Source organism: Flavobacterium algoris, assembly GCF_048158525.1.
GTDB lineage: Bacteria > Bacteroidota > Bacteroidia > Flavobacteriales > Flavobacteriaceae > Flavobacterium > Flavobacterium algoris.
This window is the reverse complement of sequence record NZ_JBLNKT010000023.1, coordinates 1-17,941: the sequence shown is the minus strand read 5'-3', so window position 1 is coordinate 17,941 and position 17,941 is coordinate 1. Positions and strand designations below refer to the sequence as shown.

Sequence of the window (17,941 nt, the reverse complement as noted above, 5' to 3'; positions counted from 1 at the left end):
AATAAATAAACCACAAAAGTCGAGAAACAAAACGGCATAAAAGCTGATAAATATCATGCGCTATAAATTACTACGCTGAAAAAAATAATACTTTTTAGGTAGCTGAACAATAAGTTTTCTCCCATTATCCAAACGGTAAACTTTTGTTAACGATTAAACTTTTCATTTCTTCTGTTGTCTTATAACCATAACTTAAAACAATAGAAATGAAAAAATTAATTATCGCCGCATTATTAGTTGTTGGTATGTCCGCTTTTGCTCAAGACAAAAAAGAAATGGAAAAAAGACCTCATAGAGATGAGATGGAAAAATTTACTCCAGAACAACGAAATCAATTAATGTTAAAAAAAATGACATTAGACCTAGACTTGAATGCCAAACAGCAAGAACAAATGAAACAAATCATTGCTGAACAAAGTACCAAAAGAGAAGCTATGAGAACGGCGCGAAAAGCAAATCAGGAAAAACCGACTAGTGATGAACTTTTTGCTATGAAAAACAAGATGCTAGATGAGCAAATTGTCATGAAGAATAAAATGAAAAGTATATTGTCTCCGGAACAATTTGAAAAATGGGACGCAATGAAAGAAAAACAGCACCAAAGAAATGGACATCGTGGACATCATGGAGGAGAAAGAAAAGCAGAGTTAAAAAAATAACATAAATAAAAACCTCAAAATTTAAGATTTTGGGGTTTTATATTTTGCCGTAATGACATATTGCAATAGCTTCTTACCCTAACATCAATGTCACTTCCTGATTCAATTCTAATTCCGAATCATGTTCAAAGAAAATGGCTCTTCTTTCAAAAGCTGCTTTTATCAAATAATGGCTTCCTTTAAAATAACATTGTTTTACAACTACGTGCATCATTGCGTTATCGACTACTTTTAATTGGTGTGGATACAATAAAAGTGTTTCATCATCTCCATCCAGTTCAATTAATTGTGATAATTTCAATTCATTTACTTCTCCAAAAAGAGACGCAACATATTTATTTGTGGGATTTTCATATAGGAATTTTGAGTTTCCTTTAGCAACTACCCTTCCGTTTTGAACCACTATCGTTTCATCCGAAAAAGACAAAGCATCTGTACTATCATGCGTGGCAATGATACAGGTAATTCCCTTTTGTTTTAAATAACTGAATAAATTTCTACGCAAGGCATTTTTTCTGAAGGAATCAATCTGACTAAAAGGTTCATCCAACAAAATTATTTCCGGCTCCAACGCCAAAACTCTTGCCAATGCTACTCGTTGCTGTTGTCCCCCACTAAGATATTTGGCTTTCACTTTTGCAAATTCAGTCATTTCTACCATTTCCAAAAGTTCTTGAACTCTGGCTTTCTTTTTCTCTTTATAAATATTAGACAAAAACTTCCCTACGTTCTCTTCAACAGATATATAAGGCATCAAGTCAAAATCCTGCGCTAAGTATTTAATATAATCTTCCCCGGGAACAAGATTGCGTTTGGGTCCAAAAATGGGTTTATTATTATAGGTTATTTCCCCTTCATCTAAATCATATAATCCATATATCAATTTCAACAAAGTACTTTTCCCACAGCCACTTTCACCAATTACAGCTACATTTTGTCCTTGAGTAATTTCAAAACTAACATTCTTGATAACGGGATTTTCAATGTAAGTAAAAAATATATTTTTTATTTCAAGCATGTTTAATATTTAAGAGCGCAAATTTACAATGTTTAATTTAAAAATGTAGTCAAAAAAAAAGCTGTTTCATTACGAAACAGCTTTCATTTTTATAGAAAATTAGTTTATTGCTTCACTTCCGTTTTTGCATCTTGAATCATTTTCTCATTTGCGGTAATGGCAAATTCAACACGACGGTTTTGACTTCTTCCATCAGCTGTTTCATTTGAAGCAATTGGATCAGCAATTCCCAAACCAGTTACTTGAAATCTACTAGAAGAAACCCCTTTGCTTGCTAAATAACTTTTAACTGATGCAGCTCTTTCTCCAGAAAGTTTTAAATTATAATCTGCTGGACCAGTACTGTCAGTATATCCGTAAATAGTAATATTAGTATCTGGATATTCTCCAAAAACAGGAACCAATTTATCTAAATTAGCTTTTGCAGAAGCTGTCAAAGAAGATTTATTAGTATTAAAACGCACTGCATTTTCATTCAAAACTAATTTAATTCCTTCTCCTACACGAACTACTTCAGCTCCTGGAAGTGCAGCATCAATTTCTCTTGCTTGTTTATCCATTTTGTTACCAATAACCCCACCAGCAACTCCACCAACAACTCCACCTAATACCGCTCCTAATGCTCCGTTACCACCTTTACCTAAATTATTCCCTAGGACTCCTCCTAAAACAGCTCCGGCAACAGCACCTATTCCAGCTCCTCTTTGTGTTTTATTCGTGTTTTTAACTGCCTCACAGCTAGTAAACATTGAGCCCATTAACATTATTGTTGCCATTGCAACTATTGAAATCTTTTTCATATTTGTATTTTTAATTAATTAGTTTTTTTGAAATTGGTAAACCACATCAGTCATTTTTCCTCCTACATCAATTTTATCAATCAATTGAAAAGAAGTTTCTGTTTGGTTTGCTACATATAATATATACCCTTCTCTAACTTTTTTTGCTTTTATGCCTGCATCCAAAACTTTCAAAATAAATTGACCATCTTTATTTACAAACCAAGTAATTGGAGAACTAAATGCAGTACAATTCGCTTTTGTCAAAGCCATATTTCCTTTATTATTATTAGAAATAAATTTCCAAGTACTGCCTACAAAACACTCTGAATCGGCAATTTGAAATGAATTCACTTTAATGTATTGTGAACCTGGATAGGTTACGGAACTGATTACCCAGTTTCCTTTCATGGCAACTTGCCCTTTTCTATCGGTATTCGTACTTGTTACTGATGTTGACTTACATGCAAACATCAAAACTGCTAATGTGCATAATAAAATGACTTTTCTCATCGTTTTGAAAAATTTGTGATTAATATTAGTACAAAGATACGAAGCATAAAAACAAAAATGTTTCACAATTAAATTAATTTATATCATAATTAACGCTTACGACAATTTGTCACTTTAATCTAGATTGGTATCTTATTTGACTGAATAGTTCCAAATTCAAACTTAAAAATTCAAAATATGACAACTGGAAAAATTAATGTTTCGGTAGAAAACATCTTCCCCCTAATCAAGAAATTCTTGTACAGTGATCACGAAATTTTCTTGCGTGAATTGATTTCAAATGGGACTGATGCAACGCTAAAATTAAAACATTTAACAAGCATTGGCGAAGCCAAAGTAGAATATGGCAACCCCATTATCGAAGTAAAAATCGACAAAGAAGGCAAAAAACTGCACATTATCGATCAAGGTTTAGGAATGACTGCAGATGAAGTAGAAAAATACATCAACCAAGTAGCCTTTTCTGGTGCTGAAGAATTTTTGGACAAATACAAAGATTCAGCTAAAGATTCAGGAATTATTGGTCATTTTGGTCTTGGGTTTTATTCTGCATTTATGGTGGCCGAAAAAGTGGAAATTATCACTAAATCGTTCAAAGACGAACCGGCAGCACACTGGACCTGCGACGGAAGTCCTGAATTCACCTTAGAACCTGCTGATAAAACCACTCGTGGAACAGAAATTATTTTACATATTGCTGAAGATTCTTTAGAATTTCTGGAAGAGTCTAAAATCAACCAGTTATTAAATAAATACAATAAGTTCATGCCTATTCCAATTAAATTTGGAACTAAGACAGAAAAAATTGAACAAAAAAAGGGTGAAGAAGTTGCTCCAGAAGACAAAGAGGAAACTTTCAAATCGGTTGAAGTGGACAACATCATCAATAATCCAAATCCAGCTTGGACTAAACAACCAACTGAATTATCAGATGAAGATTATAAAAATTTCTACCATGAATTGTATCCAATGCAATTTGAAGAACCGTTATTTCACATTCATTTAAATGTGGATTACCCGTTCAATTTAACCGGTATTTTATATTTCCCAAAACTGGGTTCTGATTTGCAAATTCAGAAAGATAAAATTCAATTGTACCAAAATCAGGTTTACGTAACGGATAACGTAGAAGGAATTGTTCCTGAATTTTTAATGATGCTAAAAGGTGTTGTTGATTCACCGGATATTCCATTGAATGTATCGCGTTCTGGATTACAAGCTGATACTGCCGTTAAGAAAATCTCGAATTACATCACGCGAAAAGTTGCTGATAAATTAAAGTCTTTATTCAACGAAAACCGTGAAGATTTCGAGAAAAAATGGAACGACATTAAAATCGTTTTGGAATACGGAATGCTTTCTGAAGATAAATTCTACGAAAAATCAAGTGCTTTCGTTTTGTATCCTACAGTAGATGACAAATTTTACACGCTGGAAGAGTTAAAAGAAAAACTGGCCGCTAATCAAACGGACAAAGACGGAAAACTAGTTGTTTTATATGCCGGAAGTAAAGAAGCACAACACTCTTATATCGAAATTGCAAAAGAAAAAGGATATGAAGTGTTATTACTAGACTCCCCGATTATCTCGCATTTAATCCAAAAAATTGAAGGCGACAACAGCGGAATGACTTTCGTGCGTGTCGATTCAGACCATATTGATAATTTAATCAAGAAAGAGGAAACTACCATTTCTAAATTATCGGAGGAAGAGCAAACCAATTTAAAAACTGTTTTAGAAACGATAGTTCCAAAACAAAACTATTCCGTACAACTGGAAGCAATGGACAGTCAAGCGGCTCCATTCATTATTACGCAACCAGAATTCATGCGTAGAATGAAAGAAATGAGTCAGTCTGGCGGCGGTGGCGGAATGTTCGGAATGGGAAATATGCCGGAAATGTACAATTTGGTTGTGAATACCAATTCAGATTTGGCTACAACCATTCTAAACAACAAAGACAAAGATGCTCAGGAAAGTTTGGTAAAACAAGCGCTTGACTTAGCCAAATTATCACAAAACCTATTAAAAGGAGAAGCATTAACGGCTTTCGTGAAAAGAAGTTTTGAGATGATAAAATAAGTAGAGAACCCATTTTATGAAGTAAAATGGTGTGAATCGCTTATTCCGAACTTGTTTCGGAATATCCAAAATGCTAAAGGCTGTCCACATCGGGCAGCCTTTTTTTGTTTAGGAGCAGAATGATTGGTTTTCATAAGAACGCCTCGTCCTGCTGTCCATTACAATCCACGCCCGATTGCTTCGTCCCTCGCAAAGGCGCGGGATTTTCATTGCCATCAGGGCTATTTAGAGTGTTTTTATTTTCACAATAATGTTCATCAAAACCGCTCAAACCAATTCACTCATTAAATAATCGGTTGTAACTATTTGTAAAGAATTATTTATATATTTGAATTATAACAAAGTATGACGTTTGTCATATATATCTATCCATAAATGGGCGGCTTTGTATGATTTGGTCATACATATAAACGAGTTACAGGATATTGTAAACCAATCTATGCGTTGAAAAAACAAGCAGAAAAATGGATGTACTTTGGAATAAAATTTGTTGTATATTTGATATAATAAAATCTTTACTTAAAATGGCAAAAACTTCCAAAAACATATTTGTTAGAAAATTTTCAGGTTCTTCAGTATCTGTTGGTAGTCCTTTTGGTAAAATACTAATAAATAGTATTGATTCAAAAGCGGTTGCTACTGCTGTAAGAGCATCTATTAAAGGAAAGAAACAGACAGTAAAATTATCCGATGACACGTTAAAGCATATTGAATTAGCTAAAGCAGAATAGATGGAAATTGCTTTAGGCGCCTTGATAATAATTATTTTACTGCTTCCAGGAATTTGCTTCAGAAAAGGATACTTTTCTGAAGAATTCTCAAACCAATACACAATAAAAGATTTCTTTCAATTATTTGTAAATACTTTTATTCCAAGCATAGTTTTATATTTAATTGCTTTACCAATAATCCTTATTTTTGGTTATAAATACAATATATCAACACTTATAGGTTTAATTTCCTCAAACGATACTCTTTTCGTTAAGTCTGTAGATAAAGTTGGTAAATTTCAAAATGAAATTTTATTATTCCAATTTATAATTAATTCTATATCCTTTTTAATTGGGTATCAATTAAAAAACCACTTTATCCGAAAATCTTTAGACTCTACAATTGAATTTTTCAGATATAAAAATATTTGGCATTATGTATTATCTGCAAAATTCATAAATTTTGAACGTTCCCAAATTTCGCTTAATAATAACACGGTGGAAGATGTAGACATAACTTATGTTGATGCATTAGTTGCAGTAGGCGAAAAAGTTTTTATTTATAATGGAATGTTGGTAGATTATCAATTAGCTACAGAAGGACATCTTGATTTTTTAATAATTAAGGATGTTCAAAGAAAACAAATAGATAAGAGAAGATATAAAGATGTTAATGGTCACGTAATAATTCTAAAGTATGAAAATATAATAAATTTAAACTTGACATTTATAGAAGCCGAAGAAGATGGTTTCGGAGGAGTTAGTTTTAGACCAATATCATAAAACAACATCCTGTAACACACGCTACAAGCAAGCGCAAAACGCACGTCATTAGTCCAATAAAATAAGAAAATTTAATCATTAATATAATATTTCATCCATTTAAAGTATTTTTGTAATAGACTTAAATTGGAGCTAAATCTATATGAAAAATATTGACAAAAATAGTTTAGAAAACGCATATCGATTGTTTGAATCGAACGACATTGACAAAATAGAAATCGGCACCACAAAAGGCCTCAAAGAAATATACCGCTATCTATTTCATGGTTTATATGATTTCGCTGGAGAAATAAGAAAACTCAATATTTCTAAAGGCGGTTTTAGATTTGCAAACGCTTTATATCTCAGTGAAATTTTAGTAAAGATCGAGCAAATGCCCGAAAATAATTTTCATGAAATTGTTGCTAAATATGTCGAGATGAATATTGCTCATCCTTTTATGGAAGGTAACGGAAGATCTATGAGAATTTGGCTGGATATGATTTTAAAAAATAGACTTAAGAAGGTTGTAAATTGGCAACTCGTTGACAAAACTCTTTATATACAATCAATGGAGAGAAGTCCAATTAATGATTTGGAATTACGGACTTTATTACAAGAAAATCTAACTAACGATGTTAACGATAGGGAAATTATCTTTAAAGGAATTGAACAGTCATATTATTATGAAGGCTACGAAAAAGATGAAGAATAAAATCCCCCAGCGAGCGTCTCGCTCGTGCCCACAAACAAAATCAGATAAATAAATTACAACTAAAATGATGTACGTATTAATTTAAATGAGTTTACTTTTTGTGGCAATAGGATTTATTGTAACAGTAAATAAATAAAGCCGTTTTCTCTAACAAGAAAAAACGGCTTTTTGCAAACTTCTATAGACTAAAGGCCTAATCGTATGCTGGGGGCACGCACGCCTATTTGTGTATTTACCGAAGTATTGCTTGGTGTTCTTTGATAATTTCTTTGATCATATTCGTAATAATAAAATCCTGCGTGTCCATAAAAGGAATCACTGTGGTGGCAATGGGCATCACAATGAGAATAATGCGTGGTATACACATCTTGCTTGCTGGCAATATAAGCCTGATACGCTTTTCTATTCTTTTTCCTTAAATCCTTTTCGTAGGCTTTTTGCTCTTTCCAAAAAGCTTTCTCTTCGGCTTTCGTTTTAGCCTTAAATGTTAATTCATAATTGGCATCTTGACTACCTCTTTGTTGATAATACGTAATTTTATCGGGATTGCTATTTATACTGGATTCACTTTCTACACGGGTTTCTTGTGCCTGTACTGTTGCTATTGTTCCTAAAAAAAGTATTGCGAATAAGGTTTTAATTGTTTTCATGATTATAAATTTTAATTACAGTTACTATCGTTTGTATTGCTAACTTCAATAGTAAGACAACTGTAAAGTACTTTACCCTACCTAAAAGTTGTATTATTTTAAAAAAATATCAAAATACTGCAAATAGGCAATTCATCCAACTTTGAATCGAATTGCGTACTTTAGATTTATACAAAAAACAAAACCACAATTATGACCTTACATATAGAAACTCCTGCCTTGCTTTTCTCTGCCACATCATTGATTTTACTCGCTTATACTAATCGGTTTCTAACAATTGCCACTATCATTAGAGGACTGAAAAAAGTATACAAGGAGAAAGAAAACAGCTTGATTTTATTGGAAATCAAAAACTTAAACTTACGATTAACACTCATTCGCTACATGCAAATGGCTGGTGTATTGAGTTTATTCCTATCGGTATTTACCATGTTGTTATTGTTTTTAGAACAGCAATTATTTGGCGTTTATCTTTTTGGATTGAGTTTATTTAGTTTACTCATTTCATTGGGTTTATCATTTTGGGAAATAAACATTTCAGTCGATGCATTGCGTTTGCATTTAAGTGATTTGATAGAAAAAGAGACAAAATAATTCTCACATTTAGAAGAAATTTTTAAATTGTTGCTTTAAGGAAATACTAAAACTCGCATCTTAATTCATAATTGACACGCATCCTAACAACAAAAAACTATCTTTGCCCGCTTTTTAAATTAGAATAAATGATAAAGAACAATGTATTAAAAGGAGTCTTTTTAGTAGGTCTTGGCGCAACGAGCTACGGAATGCTGGCTACGTTTGTAAAAATAGCTTATGGCGAAGGTTTTACCACTCCCGAAGTGACAATAGCCCAATTTGTATATGGAATTCTGGGAATGTTGATTATCAATAGCTATCAAAAAGCTAAAAAAGGGAATGATGTTGTAAAAGCCTCCAAGAAAAACATTTTTCAATTGATGCTTGCCGGAACTTCTCTGGGAATGACAAGTGTTTTTTATTATTTAGCCATCAAATACATTCCAGTTTCAATTGCTATCATATTGTTGATGCAAACGGTTTGGATGGGCGTTTTATTCGAAATGATTTTAGAAAAGAAAACACCTTCCACACAAAAAATCATATCCGTAATCATCGTATTAATAGGAACGGCTCTTGCTACGAATCTAATTCAGAGTAAAGTCGATTTTGACTGGCGCGGTATCGTATTAGGACTTTTATCAGCGGCTTCGTTTACCACAACAATGTTTACCGCTAATCGTGTGGCAACACATGTTTCGTCAGCGCAACGCAGTTTATTTATGCTTTTGGGTGGAGCAATAATCGTATTTGGGTTTGCAATTGCAACACAAAACACTCCTTTCAATTTTGAGATTTTCATGAAATGGGGAATTGTATTGGCCCTTTTTGGGACAGTGATTCCACCATTATTATTCAATGCAGGTTTCCCGCTTACCGGAATTGGATTAGGAAGCATTGTATCCGCATTAGAACTTCCGGTATCGGTACTAATGGCTTATTTTCTTTTAAGCGAAAAGGTAAATACCGTTCAATGGTTTGGAATTCTTTTAATTATTCTGGCTATTATCATCATGAATGTAAATTTTAAGAAAACAACCTAATTTTCATTTAAAGCTAAAATTATTAATTTAATTGTATTATTTGTATTAATAATTTTACTAAATTCGTAACAAACAACTTGTTATGACTTTACCTTGGCATTTATACGCAATGGCTTTTGTTTATATTTTAGCAGGATTAAATCATTTCAGAAACCCTCGACTTTACCTAAAAATCATTCCTCCTTATTTTCCAAATCCAAAATTATTAAATTCCATAAGCGGTTTTGCTGAAATACTTCTGGGAATAGCACTCTGCATTCCTGCTACTTCAAAACTTGCCTCTTGGGGGATTATAGCGTTGTTATTTGCAATTTTTCCAACACATATTTATATGTATGTAAATGAAAAAGCGAGAATGGGTTTACCCAAATGGATTTTACTTCTGCGAATTCCCTTGCAGTTTGGCTTGATGTATTGGGCCTTTCAATATACATTTTTCAATAATTAACTTTACCCTTAATTTAAATAAATCTATTATGAAAAAACTTTTTGCAGAATTTTTCGGAACCTATTGGTTGGTATTTGGAGGTTGTGGCAGTGCACTTTTTGCTGCTGGAATTCCTGATTTAGGAATTGGATTTGTGGGCGTTTCTCTAGCTTTTGGTTTAACGGTTTTGACTATGGCGTATGCAGTAGGTCACATTTCCGGCGGGCATTTTAATCCAGCAGTTTCTTTTGGATTATGGGCAGGAGGTAGATTTTCGGCCAAAGAATTACTGCCTTATATCATTGCCCAATGTGTTGGTGCTATTGCCGCCGCAGGAACTTTGTTCACAATTGCATCCGGAAAAGCTGGTTTTATGATAGACAATACTAAGGCAGGAGCTTTTGCTTCGAATGGATTTGGTACTTTTTCACCCGATGGATATTCCATGCAAGCTGCTTTTATAGCCGAATTTGTATTGACATTATTTTTCTTATTGATTATTCTTGGTGCAACCGATAAATTTGCAAATGGAAAATTCGCAGGAATTGCCATTGGTTTAGCATTAACCTTAATCCACTTAATTAGTATTCCTATCACCAATACTTCTGTAAATCCGGCAAGATCATTATCGCAGGCTTTATTTGTAGGAGGTGAACCTTTATCACAAGTATGGTTGTTTTGGGTAGCACCAATATTAGGCGCTATTATGGCTGGTTTTATTTATAAAAATCTATTACAGGATAATTCAGAAGTATAGCTTTTTAAAAAACATATTTATTACAAAGAGGAAAATGAACCCGCAACGTTACGTTTTTCTCTTTATTTTTGTAAAATGAATTCACTATTTCAATCGGAACCGATACATCTCCATTTGCCGGATGCAGAAATTATGTATTATCCAGCTTTTTTTGACAAAGAAGAAGCCGATAGTATTTATGCTGAACTGATACATGAAATTACTTGGCAACAGGATGAAATTCGAGTTTTTGGTAAAATTCATCCGCAACCTAGATTGACAGCTTTGTATGGAAACGAAGGAAAAACATATTCCTATTCGAATATAAAAATGCAACCGCATCCTTGGAATTTGCTTTTGCAAAAGATAAAATCACGAATTGAAAGTGTTTCTGATACTAATTTCACGACCGTTTTACTCAATCAGTATCGTGACGGAAAAGACAGTAACGGCTGGCACGCCGATAACGAAAAAGAATTAGGGACAAATCCTGTAATTGCTTCAGTCAGTTTTGGTGCTGAACGCATCTTTCAATTAAAACACAATTCTGATAAGGACCAGAAAAAAAGCATCATTCTGGAACACGGGAGTTTATTACTAATGAAAGGAACCACGCAGCATTTCTGGAAACACCAGATTCCAAAAACCGCTAAACCCATAGGTCCCAGAATAAATGGTACTTTTCGGGTAATCAAATAGATAATTTCTGCTAAAAATCATTAGATTTGAAATAAATACCCAAATTATGAATGATATTATTGCCTATTTTTCTACAATTCCATCTTCACATAGGAGTTTAATTCTTGTGAGTGGAATCACTATTTTTTGGTTGATAGAAAATGCTTTTCCGCTTTTTAATTTCACCTATAAAAAATGGCATCATGCCAGTATCAATATTTTTTTGACTTTGACGACTATCATTATCAATTTCTTACTGGCTTTTATTTTATTAAAATCTGCAGATTGGACCGTTGCAAACCATTTTGGAATTCTACAATGGCTTCCACAAATGCCCTTAGGAATTTACGCTCTTGTTGGATTACTTTTATTGGATTTAATAGGCGCTTATTTAGTTCATTTAGTAGAACACAAAACTAAATTACTATGGCGTTTTCACTTAATTCACCATACTGATACTTGGGTTGACACAACTACTGCAAACAGACATCATCCAGGAGAAAGTATAATTCGTTTTACGTTTACCACTCTGGGTGTTTTAATCGTAGGAAGTCCCATGTGGATGGTTTTTCTTTATCAGACTTTATCCGTTATTGCTACACAATTTAATCACGCCAATATTTCGCTTCCTAAAAAAGTAGATACGATTTTGAGTTATTTTATCGTCTCTCCAGATATGCATAAAGTACACCATCATCATATGTTGCCCTATACTGATAGTAATTACGGAAATATATTTTCGATTTGGGACCGTCTTTTTGGGACTTTTATGGCACTCCCGAAAGAAGAAATTATCTATGGTATCGATACATATCCCAATCCCGAAGAGCACAATCAATTGAAAAATTTGCTCGAAATACCGTTTCAAAAACCACGTTCAACAGAAAACAACTAAAAAACAATAAAAAAAATCTTGTTTTGATACGAAGTAATTATTTTTTTTCTTAATATTGGAATATAATTAGAAATGACATTTATTAATCATTAACAACTTATTTGAATTAATTTTCACGTGATGAAAAAGAGTAACCGCAAAGAATTGAACTGGGAACAAACAGAAAAACTTGTTACACTGGCCTTAGAGGAAAAAAATCCTTTTGAAATTATCAAAAAAGAATTTGGTTTGGCTGAAAAAGAGGTTCTTGAGATCATGAAAAAGAAGATGCCAGCAGAAAAATTTGAAATGTGGAAAAAGAAAGCTACTGCAAATAAACCAAAACCAAAACCTGTTAAAATAGATGATTTTGATGAAGATTTGGATGGTAAATATTACATAAAAAATAAACTTGACTAAAAACGAAACTCCTGTATATTCAGGAGTTTTTTGTTTTTAGTCAAGTTTATTTTTTATTCTCAAGTACCTTTTTCAAAATTACATTTTAAATAATATTAATAAATAAATAAATAATATTTATAAATTTATAAATATTGTTTATATTTGTATACTAATTCAATGGTATGCAACCAAAACTTCCTATCCAATGTCCGAGTTGCGAAAATGCACTTTCGGTCACCCAGCTTAGCTGCGAAAATTGCGCGACGATAGTGTCAGGCAATTATTCCTTACCGCTACTCCTTCAAATTTCTGAAGAAGAACAAAACTTTATTCTTCAATTTTTCATGACAAGCGGAAGTTTGAAAGAAATGGCTTCTCAAATGGGAAACAGTTACCCCACCGTAAGAAATAAGCTAGACGATATTATTCAAAAAATAAGCTCCTTAAAACAAAACCAAAACAGATGAAAACAGTACTATTTAACCCTTTCGAAAAATATACGGAAAGGATTTTAATTGTTGCAGGGTTGACAGCTACTCTTATTGGTGGTTACTTAGGTTTTGTTTTCAATGCGCGCTTTGACGGAGTTATTGATTTACATTTTGTAGAAAGAGTAACTCTGTATCAACCTATTTTAGAAATTGGAATTAATATTTTATGTACAACTGTTTTATTATTTATTGTTGGCAAAATCATTAATCCAAAAACGAGAATTATTGATATATTTTTGACAAGTATGATTGCTCGAATTCCATACTACATTATTACTTTCTTCAATGCAAATAATAAAGCGTATACTATTTCACAAGGAATTTTAAACTTGGTGAAATCCAATAAAACAAACCCGCTTTCAAGTACAGATATTTTCTATTTATTACTGATGTCATTTGCAATTATTGCTTCGTTAATTTGGTTCATCGCATTACTTTTTAACGGATTTAAAATAGCCGTAAATGCAAAAGGAACTAAACATGTCTTATTATTTATAGCAGCTATCGTTGTTGCAGAAATTATTTCTAAAATAGTAATTATTAATTTTTCATAAATCTAAAATTATAGTTTCAGCAACATTAAATGGCGATGAATTTATTTTCAAAATCAAAGGCTTTCACAAAATATGGGCGATGAAAAGTAAAATTACCATTTCAAAAGAAAATATAATAAGGGCATACCAAAACGAAAATGAGTTTACGTTTTGGAAAGGTTTTAGATTGCCCGGCACAGAAATTCCCGGTATCATTATCGCAGGGACATTTTATAAAAAAGGCAAAAATTTTTGGGATGTTATGAACAAAAAAAATGCCCTGATTGTGGAACTAAAAGACAATTATTATAAAAAACTGATTCTCCGAGTTGCCAATCCAGAAGAAACAATGCGCCTATTAAACACTAAATAAAAATGAAAAAATCACTACTCTTATTCCTGATATTATTTTCAATACTATGTCATTCTCAAGAAAAAACAGCAATTAAGACTTTTAACAAAGAAGAAATTTCTATAAATACATTGATAAAAGGTTCGTTGTATTCTCCTTTAAAACAAAATAAAAAGACGAATCTTGTTATTCTAATTGCAGGCTCTGGACCTACGGATAGAGATGGAAACCAAAAAGGTTTAATCAACAACGCTTCAAAATACTTATCCGAAGAATTAGTAAAAAATGACATTGTCGTTTTCAGTTATGACAAAAGAATTATTGCGCAAATGCTATCCGGAACTGTAAATGAAGTAACACTTTCATTTGATGATTTTGTCAATGATGCAAAAGACGTTTTTACTTATTTCAAAAATCAAAAAAAATACAACAAAATAATAATTGCTGGACATAGCGAGGGCTCATTAATAGGAATACTAGCGGCAAATAACAATTCCGATGCTTTCATTTCATTGGCTGGAGCGGGTAGAACGATTGACGCTGTTTTAGTAGAGCAAATAGAGAAACAAGCTCCTTTTCTAAAAGAAGAAGTACAAAAAGATCTTGAAATTCTTAAAAGCGGGAAAACTTTTGAACTAAAAAATCAAATGTTAGCTTCCTTATTTAGAGCTAGCGTTCAACCCTATATGATATCATGGATAAAATACAATCCGCAAGACGAAATCAAAAAGTTAAAAATTCCGGTATTGCTAATCAATGGAACCAAAGATTTACAAGTCAATATTACGGATGCGGAGCTGTTGAAAAAAGCAAAACCTGATGCTGAACTCTTTATCATTGATAATATGAATCACATTTTCAAAGAAATTATGGGTGATAATACCGAAAATATGAAATCATATACCAATCCTGATTTACCGGTATCGCCAAAATTAACTAATACTATTACTGTTTTCATTAAATCCTTATAAACTGTAACAATAGCAGGGTTTAAATGACTTATAACAAAAATAAAACGAATAAAATGAAACGAATACTTTTTCCCCTTGCTTTAGCCTCAGTTCTTTGGAGCTGTAAAACGGCAAGTCTTTCTATTACTAATGCTTCAAAACAAGAAGTTCAGGTTGCAATCAATCTAAATGATATAAAAAATGATAAGGTGATGGTAACCGTAAATGCGCCATCAATTTCGGCTGATGAAATCACGTATCATATTCCAAAAACAGTTCCTGGAACGTATTCTGAAGACAACTACGGGAGATACATTGATGATTTAAAAGCGTATGATGCAAAAGGAAATCTTTTGGCGGTAAAGAAAACGGATGCTAATTCTTGGTCCATTGCCAATGCAAAAACGTTAGACAAGATTACTTATTTGGTAAATGATTCATTTGATACCGAAACTGGTAAAAAATTTGGTGATGATGAAATTTTTTCACCTGCAGGTTCTAATATTGATGCCGGTAAAAACATAATGCTGAACACCCATTGTTTTGTGGGTTATTTTACAAATTACATGTCAATACCGTATGAAGTAACGGTTTCACATTCTGCAACACTTTGGGGTGCAACTTCCATGACAGACTTGGACGCCAGTACTACTAATGATAAATTCATAACGTCTCGTTATGCTGAATTAGTAGAAAATCCAATCATGTATGCCAAGCCAGATTACACCACTTTTACTGTTGATGGAATGGAAATATTGATTGGTGTTTATTCACCAACTGGAAAATATACGGCTGAAAGCATTACTCCAGAGATGAAAACGATGATGACTACCCAAAAGAACTTTTTAGGTAAAATAAATTCCACTAAAAAATACAGTGTTTTGTTATATCTGTCAACTATGAAGGAAGATGACGCAAAAGGATTTGGTGCTTTAGAACACCCTACAGCAACAACGGTAGTTTTACCTGAAATGATGCCAAAAGATGAATTAGTAAAATCGATGAAAGATGTGGTTTCACATGAATTTTTCCATATTGTAACTCCTTTGTCTATTCATTCTAAAGAGATTCAATATTTTGATTACAATGCCCCAAAAATGTCTCAACACTTATGGATGTACGAAGGCGTTACAGAATATTTTGCTAATCTTTTCCAAATTAACCAAGGCTTAATTGATGAAGATGAATTCTATACGCGTATAGCAGAAAAAATAACTCGTGCCAACACTATGAATGATACCATGTCATTTACAACGATGAGCGCTAATGTACTGACTCAACCTTACAAAGACCAATATTTGAATGTATATGAAAAGGGAGCGCTTATCGGAATGTGTTTGGATATCATAATTCGAGAAAAAAGCAACGGAGAAAAAGGGATTCTTGATTTGATGCAAAAGCTATCAAATGAATATGGTCCAACAAAACCATTTAATGATGAGGAACTTTTCGCAAAAATAACGGCTTTAACCTATCCTGAAGTAGGAACTTTTTTAAGTACCTATGTATCTGGAACAACCCCAATTCCTTATGCTACTTACTTGGCCAAAGTGGGTGTTACTAATACAATCGAAAAAGTACCCGGTAACGTATTCTTAAAAGGAAAAATACCCTATATCAATGTTGACCAAAAAACTAAAGAAATAATCGTTGATCCAAAGATAACTTTAATTGATTTTTATACAAGTTTGGGACTTAAAGGTGGAGATATTATAATCGCTATAAATGACAAGCCCTATTTTTTAGACAATATTTATGAAATGATTGCCGAAAGTCAAAAATGGAAAGAAAACGATGCGATTTCCGTAAAAATAAAACGCAACGGCGCAACACAAATTATTAACGGAAAGGTAAAATTACCTTACGAAGAAAAAGACGGTTTGAAAGCTACAGATTCTTCAAAAAACAAATTAAAAGAAGCTTGGTTTAAAGCATAAACCAAAAAACAATTCATAAAATCCCAATTTAGAAATAGATTGGGATTTTTTTTGCAAAATTTGAATGCGTTGCCAAATCATTCCAACAATTTTCTTTATTTTGCGTCAAAATATAAACGCAAATGAAATCGCCATGATTCAATTCCGAAGCTTCGGGACAAATCATACTAAAGAATGGCGATACCAGTTTCAAAAAAAACAAATATTAACTTCACATGAAAAAATCTATTATCGCATTCGCTACCCTTTTGCTTTTATCTTCTTGTAGCGAAAAGGAATCAAAAACAAACTTACATATTACCGGAAATATTAAAGGATTAAAAAAAGGAACTTTATATATTCAAAGAATAGTCGATACCAGCCTTGTAGCTATTGATACTATTAACATCGATGGAAGCTCTGCTTTTGAAAGTGACTTAGATTTAAAATCTCCTGAAATGCTTTATTTATTTTTGGATAGAGGCGTAAGTAATTCACTTGATAACAACATCACATTCTTTGCCGAACCGGGAAATATAACTATTGAAACTAATTTAGACTCGTATCTTTCTGGTGCAAAAATTACAGGATCAAAAAATAACGATTTATATCAAGAGTATAAAAAGATAAATTCTCGTTTCACAGATGAAAATCTTACTTTAATTGAGAAAAAATTCAATGCCATTAAAAATAATAACACTAAAACGATTGACAGCTTAAGTGCAAAACAAGACTCTAATATAAAAAGAAAATATCTATTTGCTACCAACTTTGCAATAAACAATAGAAACTACGATGTAGCGCCTTATATCGCATTGTCAGAGATATATGATATTAATATTAAATATTTAGATACGATTCAAAAATCAATGTCTCCAAAAGTAGCACAATCACTTTATGGAAAAAAATTGACTAAATATGTTGCCGACATCAAAAAACAAAAATAAATTGGGTTCAAATTTGTCTAGTCCTGAAAAAACGATACAGGATTAATAAAAAATAAAAGTACAATTTTTAAACAGTAGTAAGCTCCGGTTTACTACTGTTTTTTGTTTTATAGGTTCTCATTTTAATT

Annotated in this window: 22 protein-coding genes; 18 read left to right on the top strand and 4 right to left on the bottom strand. The window is 32.4% G+C overall.

Annotated elements, in window-relative coordinates; all coding sequences use genetic code 11:
• The first annotated feature begins 206 nt into the window (after nt 1-206).
• Nucleotides 207-659, top strand: a complete 453-nt coding sequence (locus ACM55I_RS11930) for a hypothetical protein (RefSeq protein WP_416847035.1) — start codon at nt 207-209, stop codon at nt 657-659.
• 73 nt (nt 660-732) lie between these two features.
• Here ACM55I_RS11930 and ACM55I_RS11925 read toward each other — a convergent pair whose 3' ends face one another.
• The 3 genes from ACM55I_RS11925 to ACM55I_RS11915 all read right to left on the bottom strand — a co-directional run bounded on the left by ACM55I_RS11925 (nt 733) and on the right by ACM55I_RS11915 (nt 2,969).
• Entirely contained in the window at nt 733-1,677 is a 945-nt protein-coding gene (locus tag ACM55I_RS11925) for an ABC transporter ATP-binding protein (protein ID WP_416847033.1), read from the bottom strand.
• Nucleotides 1,678-1,781: 104 nt separating this feature from the next.
• Nucleotides 1,782-2,477 (bottom strand): YiaD family glycine zipper/OmpA-like lipoprotein, encoded by a 696-nt coding sequence (locus ACM55I_RS11920; RefSeq protein ID WP_416836138.1) that lies wholly within the window; start codon nt 2,475-2,477, stop codon nt 1,782-1,784.
• A gap of 18 nt (nt 2,478-2,495) precedes the next feature.
• Nucleotides 2,496-2,969, bottom strand: coding sequence for a lipocalin family protein (locus ACM55I_RS11915; RefSeq protein ID WP_416847031.1), 474 nt, complete (start codon nt 2,967-2,969; stop codon nt 2,496-2,498).
• A 177-nt stretch (nt 2,970-3,146) separates the two neighbouring features.
• On the opposite strand from ACM55I_RS11915, the gene htpG reads away from it, so the two are divergent.
• The 4 genes from htpG (at nt 3,147) to fic (ending at nt 7,238) form a co-directional block, all read left to right on the top strand.
• Complete coding sequence (gene htpG, locus ACM55I_RS11910) at nt 3,147-5,051, top strand: molecular chaperone HtpG (protein ID WP_416847030.1); 1,905 nt, start codon at nt 3,147-3,149, stop codon at nt 5,049-5,051.
• A gap of 524 nt (nt 5,052-5,575) precedes the next feature.
• The gene (locus ACM55I_RS11905) at nt 5,576-5,782 is read left to right on the top strand and encodes a hypothetical protein (RefSeq protein WP_416847029.1); all 207 of its coding nucleotides are present in this window, start codon (nt 5,576-5,578) and stop codon (nt 5,780-5,782) included.
• Nucleotides 5,783-6,544, top strand: coding sequence for a hypothetical protein (locus tag ACM55I_RS11900; RefSeq protein WP_416847028.1), 762 nt, complete (start codon nt 5,783-5,785; stop codon nt 6,542-6,544). It begins immediately after the preceding gene.
• 142 nt (nt 6,545-6,686) lie between these two features.
• Nucleotides 6,687-7,238, top strand: coding sequence for a protein adenylyltransferase Fic (gene fic / locus ACM55I_RS11895; RefSeq protein ID WP_416847027.1), 552 nt, complete (start codon nt 6,687-6,689; stop codon nt 7,236-7,238).
• 185 nt (nt 7,239-7,423) lie between these two features.
• Here the strand turns inward: fic and ACM55I_RS11890 are convergent, their stop codons facing one another.
• Nucleotides 7,424-7,888, bottom strand: a complete 465-nt coding sequence (locus tag ACM55I_RS11890) for a hypothetical protein (protein ID WP_416847026.1) — start codon at nt 7,886-7,888, stop codon at nt 7,424-7,426.
• Between the two features lie 192 nt (nt 7,889-8,080).
• Here ACM55I_RS11890 and ACM55I_RS11885 point away from each other — a divergent pair, with 192 nt between their 5' ends.
• From ACM55I_RS11885 to ACM55I_RS11825, 13 genes are all read left to right on the top strand, one after another.
• Nucleotides 8,081-8,482, top strand: coding sequence for a DUF2721 domain-containing protein (locus ACM55I_RS11885; protein WP_416847025.1), 402 nt, complete (start codon nt 8,081-8,083; stop codon nt 8,480-8,482).
• 128 nt (nt 8,483-8,610) lie between these two features.
• Complete coding sequence (locus tag ACM55I_RS11880; protein ID WP_416847024.1) at nt 8,611-9,507, top strand: EamA family transporter; 897 nt, start codon at nt 8,611-8,613, stop codon at nt 9,505-9,507.
• 82 nt (nt 9,508-9,589) lie between these two features.
• The gene (locus ACM55I_RS11875; RefSeq protein WP_416847022.1) at nt 9,590-9,955 is read left to right on the top strand and encodes a DoxX family protein; all 366 of its coding nucleotides are present in this window, start codon (nt 9,590-9,592) and stop codon (nt 9,953-9,955) included.
• Nucleotides 9,956-9,983: 28 nt separating this feature from the next.
• A complete protein-coding gene (aqpZ, locus tag ACM55I_RS11870) occupies nt 9,984-10,691 on the top strand; it encodes an aquaporin Z (RefSeq protein ID WP_416847021.1) in 708 nt (235 codons plus the stop codon).
• A gap of 75 nt (nt 10,692-10,766) precedes the next feature.
• Entirely contained in the window at nt 10,767-11,369 is a 603-nt protein-coding gene (locus tag ACM55I_RS11865) for an alpha-ketoglutarate-dependent dioxygenase AlkB family protein (RefSeq protein ID WP_416847020.1), read from the top strand.
• Nucleotides 11,370-11,415: 46 nt separating this feature from the next.
• On the top strand, nt 11,416-12,243 hold the full coding sequence (locus tag ACM55I_RS11860) for a sterol desaturase family protein (RefSeq protein ID WP_416847019.1): 828 nt from the start codon (nt 11,416-11,418) through the stop codon (nt 12,241-12,243).
• Nucleotides 12,244-12,363: 120 nt separating this feature from the next.
• Nucleotides 12,364-12,642 carry a DUF2805 domain-containing protein gene (locus ACM55I_RS11855; RefSeq protein ID WP_035670363.1) on the top strand — a complete coding sequence of 93 codons (279 nt, stop codon included), beginning with the start codon at nt 12,364-12,366 and terminating at the stop codon, nt 12,640-12,642.
• A gap of 164 nt (nt 12,643-12,806) precedes the next feature.
• On the top strand, nt 12,807-13,091 hold the full coding sequence (locus tag ACM55I_RS11850) for a DUF2089 family protein (protein ID WP_416847018.1): 285 nt from the start codon (nt 12,807-12,809) through the stop codon (nt 13,089-13,091).
• Nucleotides 13,088-13,669 carry a hypothetical protein gene (locus tag ACM55I_RS11845; RefSeq protein ID WP_416847017.1) on the top strand — a complete coding sequence of 194 codons (582 nt, stop codon included), beginning with the start codon at nt 13,088-13,090 and terminating at the stop codon, nt 13,667-13,669. The genes ACM55I_RS11850 and ACM55I_RS11845 overlap by 4 nt, the downstream gene beginning before the upstream one ends.
• A gap of 79 nt (nt 13,670-13,748) precedes the next feature.
• Complete coding sequence (locus ACM55I_RS11840; protein ID WP_416847016.1) at nt 13,749-14,021, top strand: hypothetical protein; 273 nt, start codon at nt 13,749-13,751, stop codon at nt 14,019-14,021.
• Nucleotides 14,022-14,023: 2 nt separating this feature from the next.
• Nucleotides 14,024-14,971 (top strand): alpha/beta hydrolase, encoded by a 948-nt coding sequence (locus tag ACM55I_RS11835; protein ID WP_416847015.1) that lies wholly within the window; start codon nt 14,024-14,026, stop codon nt 14,969-14,971.
• A gap of 53 nt (nt 14,972-15,024) precedes the next feature.
• A complete protein-coding gene (locus ACM55I_RS11830; RefSeq protein ID WP_416847014.1) occupies nt 15,025-16,887 on the top strand; it encodes a M61 family metallopeptidase in 1,863 nt (620 codons plus the stop codon).
• A 215-nt stretch (nt 16,888-17,102) separates the two neighbouring features.
• A complete protein-coding gene (locus ACM55I_RS11825; protein WP_416847013.1) occupies nt 17,103-17,813 on the top strand; it encodes a DUF4369 domain-containing protein in 711 nt (236 codons plus the stop codon).
• The last annotated feature ends 128 nt before the right edge of the window (nt 17,814-17,941 follow it).